We start from the raw sequence: 14,567 nt of genomic DNA, 5'->3' as shown, positions 1-14,567 counted from the left end.
GACCCTCGCCGACGTAGGCACCGACGCCCTGAGACGCCACCCTAGCGAATGCGCGGGCGCGGCGGGAGGCTCAGGCGAAGCCTGCGAACTGGCGCAGCAGCGCGGCCACCGCGGCGGCCGCCGCGACCGCCACGATGAACGGCGCGCGCACCGCGAACAGGCCGGCCGCGACCAGCACGGCGGGGATGCGCGCGTCGAGCACGATCCCCTCGCCGCCGCCGAGCGTCTGCACGGCGACCAGGCCCGCCAGCAGCGAGACGGTCAGCAGCTCGAGCGTGCGGCGCGGTCGCGGCTGATCGAACAGGCGCGGCGGCACGGCGTAGCCGAGCAGCTTGATCGCGAGCACCGCGATGGACGCGAGCAGGATGAGGTGCCAGAGGGTCACGCGTGCTGCCCCTCGCGATGCTCGGGCCCGCCGGGGTCGGGCAGATCGGACTCGTGCTTGGGCCCGAACCAGTTCGTCAGCCCCACGACGACGCCGACGACCGCCGCCAGGATCACCGGCGTGCCAGAGGGCGCCACCGGCAGCAGCGCGGCGGCGAGCACGGCGCTGGCGGCGGCCACCGCGATCGCCTGCCTCGCCTTGAGCCGCGGCCAGAGCAGGCCGACGAAGGCCGCGGCGGCAGCGGCGTCGAGCCCCCACTGCTTCGGGTCGCCGAGCAGGTCGCCCAGCAGTGCACCGGCGAGAGTCGCCAGGTTCCAGCCGACGAAGATGCCCACGCCCGTCACCCAGAAGCCCACCCGCTGCGCCCTCGGCTCCGACTGCGCCAGCGCCACCGCGGTGGACTCGTCGATCGTCACATGCGCGGCCAGCGGCATCATCATCGGTCGCGGCTGCACCACCCGCCGCATGCTCATGCCGTAGAGGGCGTTGCGCAGGCCCAGCATGCCGGCGCTCGCGACGCCCGCGATGCCCCCGCCGGCGGCGATGACGCCGATGAACGCGAACTGCGAGCCGCCCGAGAACATCAGCAGGCTGAGCACCATCGTCTGCCACAGATCGAGGCCGCTCGCGATCGAGAGCGCACCGAACGAGAGGCCGTAGGCACTGGTCGCGACGACGACCGAGACGCCCTCCCGCCAAGCGCGACCCACCGCATCCGTCTGCACCGGATCAGCCTATTCGGCGGGCGCAGTGCTGCTCGCGGCCGGCCTCGCCGACTGCGCCGCTAGCCTGGAGCGCATGAGCCTGCTTGCCGGCGACGACGGCCTCGCCCGGCCCGCGTGGGCCGCGACCGACCCGCTCATGCGCGACTACTACGACCGCGAGTGGGGCATGCCGGTGCGCGACGAGACCGGGCTGTTCGAGCGGCTCTCGCTCGAGGCCTTCCAGTCGGGGCTGTCGTGGTCGACCATCCTGCGCAAGCGGCCGGCGTTCCGCGAGGCCTTCCTGGGGTTCGAGGCGGATGCGGTGGCCCGCTTCGACGAGGACGACACGGCCAGGCTGATGGCCGATGCGCGCATCGTGCGCAACCGGCGCAAGATCGCCGCCACCATCCAGAACGCCCGTGCCACCGTGGCGCTGCGCGAGGCGGAGGGGCTGGCGGCCCTGATCTGGTCGTTCCAGCCGCAGGCGACGCCGAGGCCGGCGACGTTCGCCGAGGTGCCGACGCAGAGCGCGGAGTCGATCGCGCTGTCGAAGGAGCTGAAGCGGCGCGGATTCGCGCACGTGGGGCCGACGACGATGCACGCGCTGATGGAGGCTGTGGGCATCATCGACACGCACCTCGTCGGCTCGCACCGGCGCGGCTCGAGCGGCATCTGGGCAGCCGATGGGAGCAGAGCATGAGGCAGATCCTGATCGTCCAGTCGCGGCCGGAGGACGCCGTCGCCGACGCCGAGCTCGAGGCGATGGTGCGCTTCGGCCGGCTCGACGAGGCCCGCATCCGCCGCGTGCGGCTCGACCGCGAACAGCCGGCCCTGGGCAGCGACGGAGTGGGCAGCGGCGGCGTGGGCGCGAGCGTCGTCGACCTGGCCGACATCGATGCCGTGCTGGTCGGCGGCGGCCCCGCGAACTTCAGCGACGAGCACGGCCGGCCGCCGGGCCACGCCGCCACCGTCACGTGGCTCACCGAGCTCGCCACCCGCGTCATCCGCGACGACGTGCCCTACCTCGGCGCGTGCCTGGGCCTGGGCGCCCTCGTGCACGCGCTGGGCGATCGCATGGTGCGCGGCATCGCCGAGTCGGTGGCGCCGGTCGAGCTGAGCCTGGTCGGCGAGGACTGGTTCACCGACGGCCTGCCGCGCGCCTTCACCGCGTTCGGCGGCCACAAGGAGGGCATCGCCCAGGCGCCGGAGGGCGCGACGACGCTCGCGGTCTCGGCGGCCTGCGTGCACATGATCCGGGTCGGCGAGCACGTGGTGGGCACGCAGTTCCACCCGGAGCTCGACGCCGAGGGGCTCGAGCAGCGCATCCGCGTCTACCGCGACCACGGCTACTTCTCCCCCGCCGAGGTCGACGACCTGGTCGCCGCCGGCCGCGCGGCGCAGGTGACGCATCCGCAGACCATCCTCGCCCGCTTCGCCGAGCGCTACGGGCTCACGCGGTGACGGCTGCCGCGAGCGCCGCCGGGCCGCGCGCGGTCGTCGCCTTCGACGCCTTCAAGGGCAGCCTGACCGCCGCCGAGGCGTGCGCGGCGGCCGCCCGCGGCATCCGCGCGGTGGTGCCGGATGCCGAGGTGCTGCTCGTGCCGATGGCCGACGGCGGCGAGGGCTCGCTCGATGCGCTGCTCGCCCGCGGCGGCGAGGAGGTCGTCACCGCCACCGTCGACGCCATCGGCCGCCCGGCCCGGGCGCGCTGGGCGCTCGAGGGCACGCACGCCGTCATCGAGCTCGCGCAGGCCGCCGGGCTCCCGCAGGTCGAGGACGCACCGCTGCAGCCGCTGGCCGCCTCCACCGCGGGGCTGGGCCGGGTGGTGCTCGCCGCGCTCGAGCGCGGTGCCGACGAGCTCACGCTGCTGCTGGGCGGCTCGGCGACCAGCGACGGCGGCGCCGGGCTGCTGACCGCCCTCGGGGCGCGGCTGACGGATGCGTCGGGCCGCCCCGTGCAGGCCGGCGGCGGTGGGCTCGGCGCGATCGCGCACCTCGACGCGAGCCGCATCGACCCGCGCGCCCTCGCCGCCACCTGGCGCTTCGTCACCGACGTCGACGCACCGCTCTTGGGCCCGCGCGGCGCAGCGGCCGTGTTCGGGCCGCAGAAGGGCGCGAGCGCCGCCGAGGCGGCCGCGCTCGATGCCGCGCTCGACCGCTTCGCGCGCGTGGGCGCCGCGGCCCTCGGGGTCGACGCGGCGGCGATCACCGAGGTGCCCGGCGCCGGCGCCGCCGGCGGCGTGGCGAGCGTGCTGCGGGCGCTCACCGGCGGCGCGATCGTCGCCGGCGGCGACTGGTTCGCCGAGCTCGCCGGGCTCGACGACGCGCTCGCCGGCGCCGCCATGGTGCTCACCGGCGAGGGACGCTTCGACAGCCAGTCGGCCGGCGGGAAGGTGGTCTCGGTGGTGCACGCCGCCGCGCAGCGCCACCGCGTGCCGCTGTGCGTGCTGGCGGGATCGGTCGATGCGGCCGCCGCACGAGCGATGGGCGTGCCGGCCTTCTCGCTCGCGGCCGGGCCCGCGACGCTGACCGAGCTGCAGCGTGACGCGGCCGGCCTGCTCGAGGCGGCCGCCGCAGCCGTCACCCGCCTGACCCTGCGCTGACCTCGGGCCCGGCGCTGGCAGATCGCCCGGTTAGATGGTGAGCATGACTCGCGTCGACCCGAACGCCTCGACCATCGCCCGCCTTCGCGCCGCCGCCGGCGCGCTCGGGCCGAGCGAGCGCCGCGTCGCCGATGTCGTGCTGAGCCGCCCGGAGGCGGTGGTCGAGTGGTCGACCTCGGAGCTCGCCCAGATCGCCGGCACCGCGCCCGCGACCGTGATCCGAGCGTGCCAGAGCCTGGGCTTCCGCGGCTTCCAGCACCTGCGGCTCGAGCTCGCCCGTGCCCTGCCAGCCGTCGCGGCCGACGAGCCGGCGACGGCACTGCCGGCGTTCACCGACGCGATCGAGGCGCTGCGCCACAGCGCCGCAGCCGTCGATGCGGAGGCGATCGAGGCCGCGGTCGCCGCCGTGGCCTCGACCCATCGCATCGTGCTGGTCGGCAACGGCTTCTCGGGCCCGCCGCTGCAGGACGCCGCGCTGCGCCTGTCGACGCTGGGCCGCAGGGTCGAGGCACCCATCGACGTGCTCGGTCAGCAGTTCGCGTGCCAGTCGCTGCGCCCCGGCGACGTCACACTCGCGCTCAGCTATTCGGGCGCCAACACCCACACGCTCGCCGCCTGCCGCGCCGTGAGCGCCGCGGGCGCGACCCTGATCGCGGTGACCTCGTTCGCCCAGTCGCCCATCGCTCGGCTCGCCGACGTGCTCGTCGTCACCGGTCAGGCGAACCGCGTGCACGATGTCGACCCCTTCCTCACCAGGCTCGGGCACCTCGTGGCCCTCCACGCCATCCATGACGGCGTCGCGCGGCGCTCGCCGTCGACCGTGCCCGGCATGCGCGAGGTGGTCGCCGACGCGCTCGCCGACGACGCCTGACCTTCGCCCGGGCGTCAGCCGCCCGACACCTCCCGTTCACGCTGCCCGACGAGTCTGGAATCACGTTCCGAGCGATGCGGAACGGCGGGAATTCGAACGGGGTGGCAGATGCAGGCGCACGAGCTCGCCCTCGACGGCACCCGCAACACCCGAGTCTTCGGCTCCCCTGCCTGGCTCATCCGCTCGGCGCACCTCGACGATCTGACCGCCGAAGGCGCCGCCGGCCTGCGCGAGGCGGGTGCGACCGTCGTGGTCGACCTGCGCGAGCCGATCGAACGAGCGGCGTCCGCTGAGCCCGCCGCGCACGGCCTGCCGGTCGTGCACATCCCGCTGTACGGGCTCGCCGACGGCCCGCCGCTGGTCGGCTCGCTCGAGGGCGTCGCCGAGATGCTGCTGGCCGATCGCATGCCGCAGCTCGCCGCGGCGGTCGCCGCGATCGCGGATGCGGACGGCGCCGCGATCGTGCACTGCGCCGTCGGCAAGGACCGCACCGGGCTGGTCGTCGCCCTCGCGCTGCTGGCGGCCGGTGCCACCCGCGAGCAGGTCGTCGCGGACTACGCGCGCTCCGGCGCGGCGATCAGCAGCGAGCGCATCGCCGAGGTGACGCGCGAGATCGATGCACTCGCGCTCGATTCCGAGACTCGTGCCGCGGCGCTGCGGCTGCACCTCGCGAGCCCCGCGCAGGCGATGGAGGACACGCTCGACCGCATCGAGGCAGCCGGTGGCGCCGAGCGGCTGCTGCTCGACGCGGGCATCGGCGCGCAGCGGATCGTCATGCTGCGCGCGAAGGCGAGCAGCGTGGTGCAGGCATGAGCGCCGCGAGCGGCAGGCTGACGATCCTGCACCTGAGCGACGTGCACGCCACCGACGGGGCGCTGCTCTACGACCCCGTCGACGGCATCGAGCGCCTCGAGCAGGTGGGCCGCTACGCCATCGACGCCGGCGTCACGCCCGAGGCGATCGTCGTCACCGGCGACCTGATCGAGCGCGGCAACGAGGCCGCCTACCCCGCGCTGGCTGTCGCCTTCGACCGGCTCTCCGCGGCCCTCGGCGCACCCGTGCTCGCCGTACCCGGCAACCACGACACCGCCGCCGTCGACGCGCTGCTCGGGCGAGCCGGCGCAGCCGTGGCCCCCGGCTCGCTCACCGCCGACCGCGTCGTGCACGTCGGCCAGCTGCGCTTCGCCCTGCTCGACTCGGCCGACGGCGGCCTCCACCCGCAGCAGCTCGACTGGCTGCGCGAGCAGCTCGCCGAGCCGTTCGGCATCGGCACCGTCGTCACCCTCCACCACCCGCCGCTGCCCTCCCCGCTGCCGAGCCTCGCCAAGCAATCGCTCGTGCAGGGCGAGGCACTGATGCAGCTGCTCAGCGACACCGATGCGCGCCTCGTGCTGGCCGGCCACTTCCACCACCCGATGTGGGCCGTCCAGGCCGGCGTCCCGATCAGCGTCGGCCCCTCGCTCGTCTACCAGCAGGTGATGGATGCGGTGCCCGGCACGGTCGCGGGCGACGGCGAGGCGATGTTCTCCCTCGTGCACGTGACCCCATCGACCGTCAGCGCCTCGTCGGTGCGCCTCGCCTCCCCCGCGCCGCTGTTCACCAGGCACATCGCCGTGCCGGCCTGACCCAGCCGGGCCGACCCGACCCATCCGCCCCCATTCCCACCCATCGAAGAAGGAACGACATGCATCGCAAGACCGTTCGCCTCGCGGCGCTCGCAGCATCCGCCATCGTCCTCGCCGGCTGCAGCGCAGCCGAGGCCGAGCCCGCGACCAGCGACTCGGGCGCCCCCGAGGCCGCTGCCGAAGCCACCACCATCACCCTCTACACCTCGGAGCCTCAGGAGAAGATCGACGAGATCATCAGCGCGTTCAACGAGCAGCGCCCCGAGATCACCGTCGAGGTCTTCCGCGCCGGCACCGGCGACCTGACCGCCCGCATCGAGTCCGAGCGGGTCGCCGGCGAGGTGCAGGCAGACGTGCTGCTCGCCGCCGACGCCCCGACCTTCGAGGGCTACGCCGCCGACGGGCTGCTGGCCGAGCTCGACGTCGCCGACGTCGACGCGCTCGACCCGGCTGTGCTGGATGCCGAGGACTACTACGTCGGCACCCGCATCATCCCCACCGTGATCGCCTACAATACCGACATGGTCGACAGCCCGCCGACGTCGTGGCAGGAGCTCACCGACCCGAGCTACGCGAACCAGCTCGTCATGCCGAACCCGGATGTCTCGGGCGCGGCGGCGTTCAACGCCGCGGTGTGGCTCGACGACCAGCAGCTGGGCGAGGAGTGGATGACGGCGCTGGCCGCGAACGAGCCGGTCATCGTCGACAGCAACGGGCCCACCTCGCAGGCCATCGCCAGCGGCGCGCAGCCGGTCGGCGTGGTCGTCGACTACCTGGTGCGCGACCTCGCGGCAGCCGGTTCACCCATCGCCGTGTCGTACCCCGAGGAGGGCGTGCCCTTCGTCAGCCAGCCGGCCGGCATCTTCTCGAGCAGCGACGACGTCGAGGCCTCGCAGGCGTTCATCGACTTCCTGGTCAGCGCCGAGGGCCAGGCCATCGCCGTCGAGCAGGCGTACCTGCCCGTCCGCGGTGACGTCGGCACGCCCGAGGGCGCTCCGGAGATGAGCGACATCGCGCTGCTGAATCCCGACCTCGAGGTCATCGCCGAGACGAAGGCCGACGCCGTCGCGACCTTCAATGCGCTCTTCCAGTAGCACGCTGCTCGCTGAGCCCGGCCGCCCCGCGGCCGGGCTCAGCCTCGTGCGCCGACGACTGACGGACGGCCTGAGCCTCGTCAGGCTCGCGGCCTGGCTCGCGGTCGCCGCGCTCGTGCTCGTGCCCTTCGGCTCGATGATCGTGCTCGCGGGCACCGAGCATCTCGCCACCCTGTTCGAGGGCGACGTCGTGGAGGCAGGCCTCAACAGCCTCGTCTCCTCGCTCGCCTCCGCGCTCGGCGCGGTGCTCGTCGGCGGTGCGCTCGCGCTCATCATCGAGCGCACCGACATTCCCGGCAAGGGCGCGCTGCGACTGTTCGCGTTCAGCCCCATGCTCGTGCCGCCCTTCGTCGGCGCCATCTCCTGGGTCGGGCTGGCCGGACCGGCGAGCCCCGTGAACCGCTGGTGGCGCGAGCAGTTCGGCGAGCCGCTGTGGTCGGTCTACGGCGCCGACGGCGTCATCATGCTGCTGATCGTGCACTCGTACCCGATCGCGATGCTCATCATCACCGCGGCGCTGCGCCGCGTGCCGGCCGACCTCGAGCAGGCCGCCCGCATCGCCGGCGCCTCCGCCCCACGCGCGATGCTCACCGTCACCGTGCCGCTGCTGCGCGGCGCCGTGCTCTCCGCCTTCACGCTCACCGCGGTCTCGAACCTGGCCGACTTCGGCATCCCCTCCATCCTCGGCACGCCCGAGCGCTTCACGACGCTCTCGACCCTCGTCTACCGCTACATCCAGTCGGGCACGGTCGACGACCCGCTCGCCGTGGTCGCGACCATCGGGGTCGTGCTGCTGGCGGTGGCGCTGCTCGCACTGGTGCTCGACGTGCTCATCGGCCGGACGAGCGTCGAGCTCGACGCCTCGGCATCACCCGCCGAACCGCTGCCGCTGGGACGCTGGCGACCGGCCGCTGCGGTCCTGTCCTGGGGCGGCGTGCTGGCCATCACGCTGCTGCCGCTGCTGGCGCTGCTCGAGCAGTCGCTGCTGCCTGCACCCGGTGTGCCGCTCACGCCCGAGACCATCACGACCGACTCGATCGAGCGGGCGCTCACCGCCAGCGGCACCATCACGGGGGCGGTCACCTCCATCTGGCTGGCAGGGCTCGCCGCCGTCATCTGCACGGTCATCGGGCTCGTCATCGGCACGCTCGTCACCCGCACGAGGGCCCGCGACAACCGGGCGCTGCACACGCTGGCGATCATGCCCCAGGCCATCCCGGGCCTGGTCATCGCCGTCGCCTGGCTCGTGATCGCCCCGCGCATCGGCCTGTTCAACACGCCGTGGCTCATCCTGGTCGCCTACGTCACCTCGTTCCTGGCGCTCGTGGTGCAGTCGGTGCACGCGCCGCTGTCGGCCACGCCGCTCACCGCGGAAGAGGCCGCGCGGGTCTCCGGTGCCAGCCGCGGGCGCGCACTGCTCGACATCTCGCTGCGCATGGCGATGCCCGCCGCGATCGGCGGCGGGGTGCTCGTCGCCCTCACCGCCGTGCGCGAGCTCACGCTCTCGGCACTGCTGCTCTCCCCGGGCAGCCAGACCCTCGGCGTGGTCATCTTCAGCCTCCAGCAGGGCGGCGGCTCCAACGCCGCCTCTGCGCTCGCCCTCATCGTCACCGTCGTCGGCCTCGCGGGCCTCGGGCTCGCCGCGCCGCGCCGACGCTAGGAAGGATCCCCATGGCAACCGTCTCACTCGACCGGATCGACGTGCGATTCCCCGACGGCACCGTCGGTCTGCGCGAGATCTCGCTCGACGTCCGCGACGGCGAGTTCGTCGCGCTCGTCGGCCCCTCCGGCTCCGGCAAGACGACCCTGCTGCGCGCCGTGGCGGGATTCCTCCGTCCGGCGGCCGGCTCCATCGACATCGACGGCACCGTGGTCGCGGGTGCCGGCGGCTTCATCGAGCCTGAGCACCGCGGGCTCGGCATGGTCTTCCAGCAGCACGCGGTGTGGCCGCACTGGAATGTCGGGCGCAACGTGGAGTATCCGCTGCGCATGCAGCGCGTCCCCAAGGCTCGACGCGCGGCGCTCACGACCGCGGCGCTCGAGCGCGTCGGCCTCGGCGGCTACGAGCGGCGCGACCCCGCAACGCTCTCCGGCGGGCAGCGGCAGCGGGTGGCCCTCGCGCGGGCCCTCGTGGCCGAGCCGCGGGTGCTGCTGCTCGACGAGGCGCTGTCGGCGCTGGACGAGCCGTTGCGCGACCGCCTGCGGCTCGAGCTGCAGGCCCTCACGCGCGAGCTGGACCTGACGGTGATCCACGTGACGCACGACCGTGACGAGGCGCTCGCGCTCGCCGACCGCGTGGTGATGCTCGATGGCGGCCGCATCGTGCAGGTGGGTGCACCGGAGGACCTCGTCGAGCGGCCCGCTTCGGCAGCGGTCGCCCGTTTCCTCTCGGACGCGGCGCTGGTTGAGGGCTGCCTCGACGCTGAGGGCTTCGCCGCCTACAACCACCCACTGCGGCTCCCAGCCTCCGCCGTCGCCGGCGCCCGCGGCGCGGTCACGCTCGCAGTGCTGCCGGAGGCCATCGCGATCGAGCCGGGCGACGACGCCGTCGTCACCAGCTCGCTGTACGGCCGCGACGGCAGCGACGTCGTGCTCGATTGGGCCGGCCTGTCGGTGCGGTGCCGCTCGCGAGCGCACCGCCCGAGCGTGGGCGATCGGATGCGCGTGGTCGTCGACCGCGCGATCGCCTACCCGGCGGCAGACGTGAGCGCTGCGCGACCGCTGGCTGAGTCGGTCGCGGCGTGACCCGCCGGCTCGCGCTCGTGCGCCACGGCCAGACCGCCTGGAACGCCGCCCGGCGCATCCAGGGCACGACCGACATCCCGCTCGACGACACGGGGCGGGCCCAGGCAGAGGAGGCGGCCGCCGCACTGGCAGCCCTCGGCCGCTGGACGCTCGTCATCGCCTCGCCGCTGCTGCGCGCGCACGAGACGGCGGCGATCATCGCCGCCCGTCTGCGCCTGCCGCTGCACGATCAGGTGCCTGCACTGGCCGAGCGCGACTGCGGCGAGGCCGAGGGGCTCAGCGTCGAGGAGGCGCATGCCCGCTGGCCCGAGCTCGACTACGCCGGCGGTGAGACCCTCGACGCCGTCGGACGGCGGGTGGCGGATGCGCTGACGCAGCTCGCAGACGCCGCTGACGGTGCGATCGTCGTCAGTCACGGCATCGCGCTCCGCGCAGGCATCGCGGTGCTGACGGGCGAGCCCATGACGCGGCTCGCGAACGCCGAGGCGATCGTGCTCGAGCGTCTGCCGGACGACGGCGGCGCGCGCATGTGGCGCCGCGGGGGCGCGCTGCTCGAGGGAGCGGGGCGCAGCGGCTGAGCCGAAGCCGACCGCCCCGGTCAGCGTCGGCCTCGCACGGTTCCGCCGCCGTGGCCGCGGGCCTATGCTCGTGACTCACTGCAGGGCACCGCGGCCGGAGCCGCTCGCGGGGCGACTGCCGGAGGGAGCGCCGGATGGGTTCGATCGAGATCACCGTCGACGGCGACCCGCGCGCGGCCGGCGCGATCGGCCCGCATACGAGCCTGCTCGACTGGCTGCGCGAGCAGGGGCGCACGAGCGCCAAGGAGGGCTGCGCCGAAGGCGAGTGCGGCGCCTGCGCGGTGCTGGTGGCCCGGCCCGACGGCGCCGGGGCGACGCGCTGGACGGCGGTCAACGCGTGCCTGCCGCCGGCGCTCGCGTTCGACGGGCAGGAGATCGTCACCGCCGAGGGGCTGGGCACCGCGCCGACGCCGGGGGCTGCGGCCGAGCTGCACCCGGTGCAGCGAGAGATGGCAGAGCGGGGCGGCTCGCAGTGCGGCTACTGCACGCCGGGGTTCGTCTGCGCGATGGCCGCCGAGTACTACCGCCCGGATCGCGCGGCCGAGGAGCGCGCCGCGCACGGCGAGTGCGGGCCGAACGGCTTCGACCTGCACGCGCTGAGCGGCAACCTGTGCCGCTGCACCGGCTACCGGCCGATCCGCGATGCGGCCTATGCGCTCGGCGCGCCGGCGGCAGACGACGCGCTCGCCCACCGCAGTATGCAGGCGCCGCCACCGCCGCGCCCCACCAGCGTGCGCGATGAGCGCGGCACCTTCCTGCGGCCCGCTGACCTCGCCGAGCTCACCGCGCTGCTGGGCGAGACACCCGAGGCGCTGCTGCTGGCGGGCGCGACCGATGCCGGTGTGGAGCGCAACCTCCGCCACACCCGGCCGCCGCTCGTGCTCGCGATCGACCGCCTGGAGGAGCTGCGCGGCCTGCACGTGACCGAGACCGCGATCGAGATCGGCGCCGCGCTCACGCTCAGCGAGATCGAGCACACTCTCGCCGGCCGGGTGCCGATGCTCGACGCGCTCATCCCGCAGTTCGCCTCCCGGCTGATCCGCAACGCCGCGACGCTGGGCGGCAACCTCGGCACCGGCTCCCCCATCGGCGACAGCCCGCCGGCGCTGCTCGCGCTGGAGGCGACGCTGCTGCTCGTCTCGGCGACCGGCGAGCGGGAGGTGCCGCTGGCCGAGTACTTCACCGGCTACCGGCAGAGCGTGCGCGCACCGGGCGAGGTGATCAAGGCGGTGCGGATCCCGCTACCGCTCGCACCGCTGACCGCATTCCACAAGATCGCCAAGCGTCGCTTCGACGACATCTCGTCCGTCGCCGTCGCGTTCGCCCTGACGCTCGAGGGCGGCCGGGTGACCACCGCACGCATCGGGCTGGGCGGTGTCGCCGCCACCCCCATCCGGGCGCTCGCCACCGAACGCGCCCTCGAGGGGCGCGAGTGGAACGAGGAGACCGCGCGGTCCGCCGCAGCCGTCCTGCGCGGCGAGGGCACACCGCTGGATGACCACCGTGCCAGCGCCCGCTACCGCAGCGCCATGCTCGAGCAGTCGCTGCTGCGTCTCCACACCGAGGCGGTGATCTGATGGCCACCGCACGGGCCACCGCTGCACTGGCCGCCACCTCCCTGGCCGAGCGCCCAGAGCATCCGGTCGTCGGCCGCGCCGTCTCGCACGAGAGCGCCGAGCTGCACGTCACCGGCGCCGCCCTCTACACCGACGACCTGCTGCCGCGGATGCCGGGGGCGCTCCACGCGTGGCCGCTGCAGAGCCCGCACGCGCACGCCAGGATCAGCGCACTCCGCACCGAGGCGGCGCTCGCGGTGCCGGGCGTGGTGCGCGTGCTCACCGCCGCCGACGTGCCGGGCGTCAACGACGCCGGCGTGCGGCAGGACGAGCCGCTCTTCCCCGCCGAGGCGGCGTTCCACGGCCACGCCGTCTGCTGGGTGCTCGGCGAGAGCCTCGAGGCCGCCCGGCTCGGCGCCGCTGCGGTAGAGGTGGACTACGAGCCGCTGCCCTCGGTGCTGACCCTCGCCGAGGCGATCGCGGCCGAGCAGTTCCAGGGCGCGCAGCCGATCGTCACCAGGGGCGATGCGGCGGCCGGGCTGGCGCGCGCCGCCCACCGCTGCAGCGGCGAGTTCGAGTTCGGCGGGCAGGAGCACTTCACCCTCGAGACGCATGCGGCGATCGCGCAGGTCGACGAGGCCGGGCAGGTGCTCGTGCACAGCAGCACGCAGCACCCCTCCGAGACGCAGGAGATCGTCGCGCACGTGCTCGGCCTGCGCAGCCACGAGGTCACCGTGCAGTGCCTGCGGATGGGCGGCGGCTTCGGCGGCAAGGAGTGGCAGCCGCACGGACTGGCCGCCGTCGCCGCGCTGGGGGCCGTGCTCACCGGCCGTCCCGTGCGCATGCGCCTGAACCGCACGCAGGACATCACGATGACCGGCAAGCGCCACCCCTTCCACGCCAGCTGGGAGGTCGGGTTCGACGAGGACGGCCGGCTCCAGGGGCTGCGCGCCACGCTCACCTCCGACGGCGGGTGGTGCCTCGACCTCTCCGAGCCCGTCCTGCAGCGGGCGCTCTGCCACGTCGACAACGCCTACTTCATCCCCGACGTCGAGTTGCGCGGGCGCATCGCCCGCACGAACAAGACCTCGCAGACGGCCTTCCGCGGCTTCGGCGGCCCGCAGGGCATGCTCGTCATGGAGGACATCCTCGGCCGCTGCGCGCCGCTGCTGGGCATCGACCCCACCGAGCTGCGCCGGCGCAACCTCTACGCCCCGGGCCAGCGCACCCCCTACGGGCAGCTGGTGCGGCACGCCGAGCGGCTGCCCGCCGTGATCGACGAGGTGGCCGCCCGGGCCGACCTCGACGCCCGCCGGGCCGACATCGCCGGCTTCAACGCCACGCATCCGCACCGCAAGCGCGGCATCGCCCTGACGCCGGTGAAGTTCGGCATCTCCTTCAACCACACCGCCTTCAACCAGGCCGGCGCGCTGGTGCACGTCTACAAGGACGGCTCGGTGCTGATCAACCACGGCGGCACCGAGATGGGGCAGGGCCTGCACACGAAGATGCGGCAGGTCGCCGCCACCGCGCTCGGCGTGCCGCTGGGCCTCGTGCGCCTCGCGCCCACCCGCACCGACAAGGTGCCCAACACCTCCGCCACCGCCGCCAGCACCGGCGCCGACCTCAACGGCGGCGCGGTGAAGGACGCCTGCGAGCAGATCCGCGCCCGCCTGGCGGTGGTCGCCGCCGAGCGGCTCGAGGTCGGGGCGGATGCGGTGCGCTTCTCGGGCGGGTCGGTCACGGCCGCCGGCGGCGAGGGCGAGGCCGCCGGCACGACGCTCGCCTGGCAGGAGGTGGTGCAGGCGGCGTACCTGCAGCGCGTGCAGCTCTCGGCCGCCGGCTACTACCGCACCGAGGGCCTGCACTGGGACCCGGTGCGCATGCAGGGCGACCCCTTCAAGTACTTCGCCTACGGCGCGGCCGTCTCAGAGGTGGAGGTCGACGGCTTCACCGGCGCCTCCACATTCCTGCGCACCGACATCGTGCACGACGTGGGCGACAGCCTCTCGCCGCTGGTCGACCTGGGGCAGATCGAGGGCGGCTTCGTGCAGGGCGCCGGCTGGCTGACGCTCGAGGAGCTGCGCTGGGACACCTCGGACGGCGAGGGCCGCGGGCGCCTGCTCACCCAGGCGGCCAGCACCTACAAGCTGCCCTCGTTCTCGGAGCTGCCGCGCGAGCTGCACGTGCACCTGCTCGAGCGGGCGGCGGAGGACGGCGCGGTGTACGGCTCGAAGGCGGTCGGCGAGCCGCCGCTCATGCTCGCCTTCAGCATCCGCGAGGCGCTGCGCCAGGCGGTCGCCGCGTTCGGCCCCGCCGGGCACGCGGTGGAGCTCGCCTCCCCGGCCACGCCCGAGGCGGTGTTCTGGGCGGTCGAGGCCGCCCGGCAGGCGAGCGGGAGCTGAC

14 protein-coding genes are annotated in these 14,567 nt (G+C 74.4%); 12 read left to right on the top strand and 2 right to left on the bottom strand.

Annotated features, from left to right (window positions below):
• Positions 1 to 70: 70 nt before the first annotated feature.
• Positions 71 to 385, bottom strand: a complete 315-nt coding sequence (locus J1M46_RS02755) for an AzlD domain-containing protein (RefSeq protein ID WP_206446427.1) — start codon at positions 383 to 385, stop codon at positions 71 to 73.
• Positions 382 to 1,110, bottom strand: coding sequence for an AzlC family ABC transporter permease (locus J1M46_RS02750; protein ID WP_206446426.1), 729 nt, complete (start codon positions 1,108 to 1,110; stop codon positions 382 to 384). Before J1M46_RS02750 ends, J1M46_RS02755 begins: the two co-directional genes overlap by 4 nt.
• Before the next feature lie 73 nt (positions 1,111 to 1,183).
• Here J1M46_RS02750 and J1M46_RS02745 point away from each other — a divergent pair, with 73 nt between their 5' ends.
• The 12 genes from J1M46_RS02745 (at position 1,184) to xdhB (ending at position 14,566) form a co-directional block, all read left to right on the top strand.
• Positions 1,184 to 1,789 carry a DNA-3-methyladenine glycosylase I gene (locus J1M46_RS02745; RefSeq protein WP_206446425.1) on the top strand — a complete coding sequence of 202 codons (606 nt, stop codon included), beginning with the start codon at positions 1,184 to 1,186 and terminating at the stop codon, positions 1,787 to 1,789.
• On the top strand, positions 1,786 to 2,550 hold the full coding sequence (locus J1M46_RS02740; protein WP_206446424.1) for a glutamine amidotransferase-related protein: 765 nt from the start codon (positions 1,786 to 1,788) through the stop codon (positions 2,548 to 2,550). The genes J1M46_RS02745 and J1M46_RS02740 overlap by 4 nt, the downstream gene beginning before the upstream one ends.
• Positions 2,547 to 3,692 carry a glycerate kinase gene (locus J1M46_RS02735; RefSeq protein ID WP_206446423.1) on the top strand — a complete coding sequence of 382 codons (1,146 nt, stop codon included), beginning with the start codon at positions 2,547 to 2,549 and terminating at the stop codon, positions 3,690 to 3,692. Before J1M46_RS02740 ends, J1M46_RS02735 begins: the two co-directional genes overlap by 4 nt.
• 43 nt (positions 3,693 to 3,735) lie before the next feature.
• Positions 3,736 to 4,563, top strand: coding sequence for a MurR/RpiR family transcriptional regulator (locus tag J1M46_RS02730; protein WP_206446422.1), 828 nt, complete (start codon positions 3,736 to 3,738; stop codon positions 4,561 to 4,563).
• A 108-nt stretch (positions 4,564 to 4,671) separates the two neighbouring features.
• Positions 4,672 to 5,376 (top strand): tyrosine-protein phosphatase, encoded by a 705-nt coding sequence (locus J1M46_RS02725; protein ID WP_206446421.1) that lies wholly within the window; start codon positions 4,672 to 4,674, stop codon positions 5,374 to 5,376.
• Complete coding sequence (locus tag J1M46_RS02720; RefSeq protein WP_206446420.1) at positions 5,373 to 6,188, top strand: metallophosphoesterase family protein; 816 nt, start codon at positions 5,373 to 5,375, stop codon at positions 6,186 to 6,188. Before J1M46_RS02725 ends, J1M46_RS02720 begins: the two co-directional genes overlap by 4 nt.
• Positions 6,189 to 6,247: 59 nt before the next feature.
• Positions 6,248 to 7,282: an ABC transporter substrate-binding protein gene (locus J1M46_RS02715; RefSeq protein ID WP_206446419.1), complete on the top strand. Its 1,035-nt coding sequence runs from the start codon at positions 6,248 to 6,250 to the stop codon at positions 7,280 to 7,282.
• Positions 7,266 to 8,942 carry an ABC transporter permease gene (locus J1M46_RS02710; protein ID WP_206446418.1) on the top strand — a complete coding sequence of 559 codons (1,677 nt, stop codon included), beginning with the start codon at positions 7,266 to 7,268 and terminating at the stop codon, positions 8,940 to 8,942. Before J1M46_RS02715 ends, J1M46_RS02710 begins: the two co-directional genes overlap by 17 nt.
• A gap of 11 nt (positions 8,943 to 8,953) precedes the next feature.
• Positions 8,954 to 10,027 carry an ABC transporter ATP-binding protein gene (locus J1M46_RS02705; RefSeq protein ID WP_206446417.1) on the top strand — a complete coding sequence of 358 codons (1,074 nt, stop codon included), beginning with the start codon at positions 8,954 to 8,956 and terminating at the stop codon, positions 10,025 to 10,027.
• Positions 10,024 to 10,605: a histidine phosphatase family protein gene (locus J1M46_RS02700; protein WP_206446416.1), complete on the top strand. Its 582-nt coding sequence runs from the start codon at positions 10,024 to 10,026 to the stop codon at positions 10,603 to 10,605. Before J1M46_RS02705 ends, J1M46_RS02700 begins: the two co-directional genes overlap by 4 nt.
• 134 nt (positions 10,606 to 10,739) lie before the next feature.
• Positions 10,740 to 12,182: a xanthine dehydrogenase small subunit gene (locus J1M46_RS02695; RefSeq protein WP_206446415.1), complete on the top strand. Its 1,443-nt coding sequence runs from the start codon at positions 10,740 to 10,742 to the stop codon at positions 12,180 to 12,182.
• Positions 12,182 to 14,566 (top strand): xanthine dehydrogenase molybdopterin binding subunit, encoded by a 2,385-nt coding sequence (gene xdhB / locus J1M46_RS02690; RefSeq protein ID WP_206446414.1) that lies wholly within the window; start codon positions 12,182 to 12,184, stop codon positions 14,564 to 14,566. The genes J1M46_RS02695 and xdhB overlap by 1 nt, the downstream gene beginning before the upstream one ends.
• The last annotated feature ends 1 nt before the right edge of the window (position 14,567 follow it).

Origin of the sequence: Agrococcus sp. KRD186, from assembly GCF_017168255.1 — a bacterium.
Taxonomy (GTDB): Bacteria; Actinomycetota; Actinomycetes; order Actinomycetales; family Microbacteriaceae; genus Agrococcus.
This window is presented reverse-complemented; position numbering and strand designations above follow the sequence as displayed.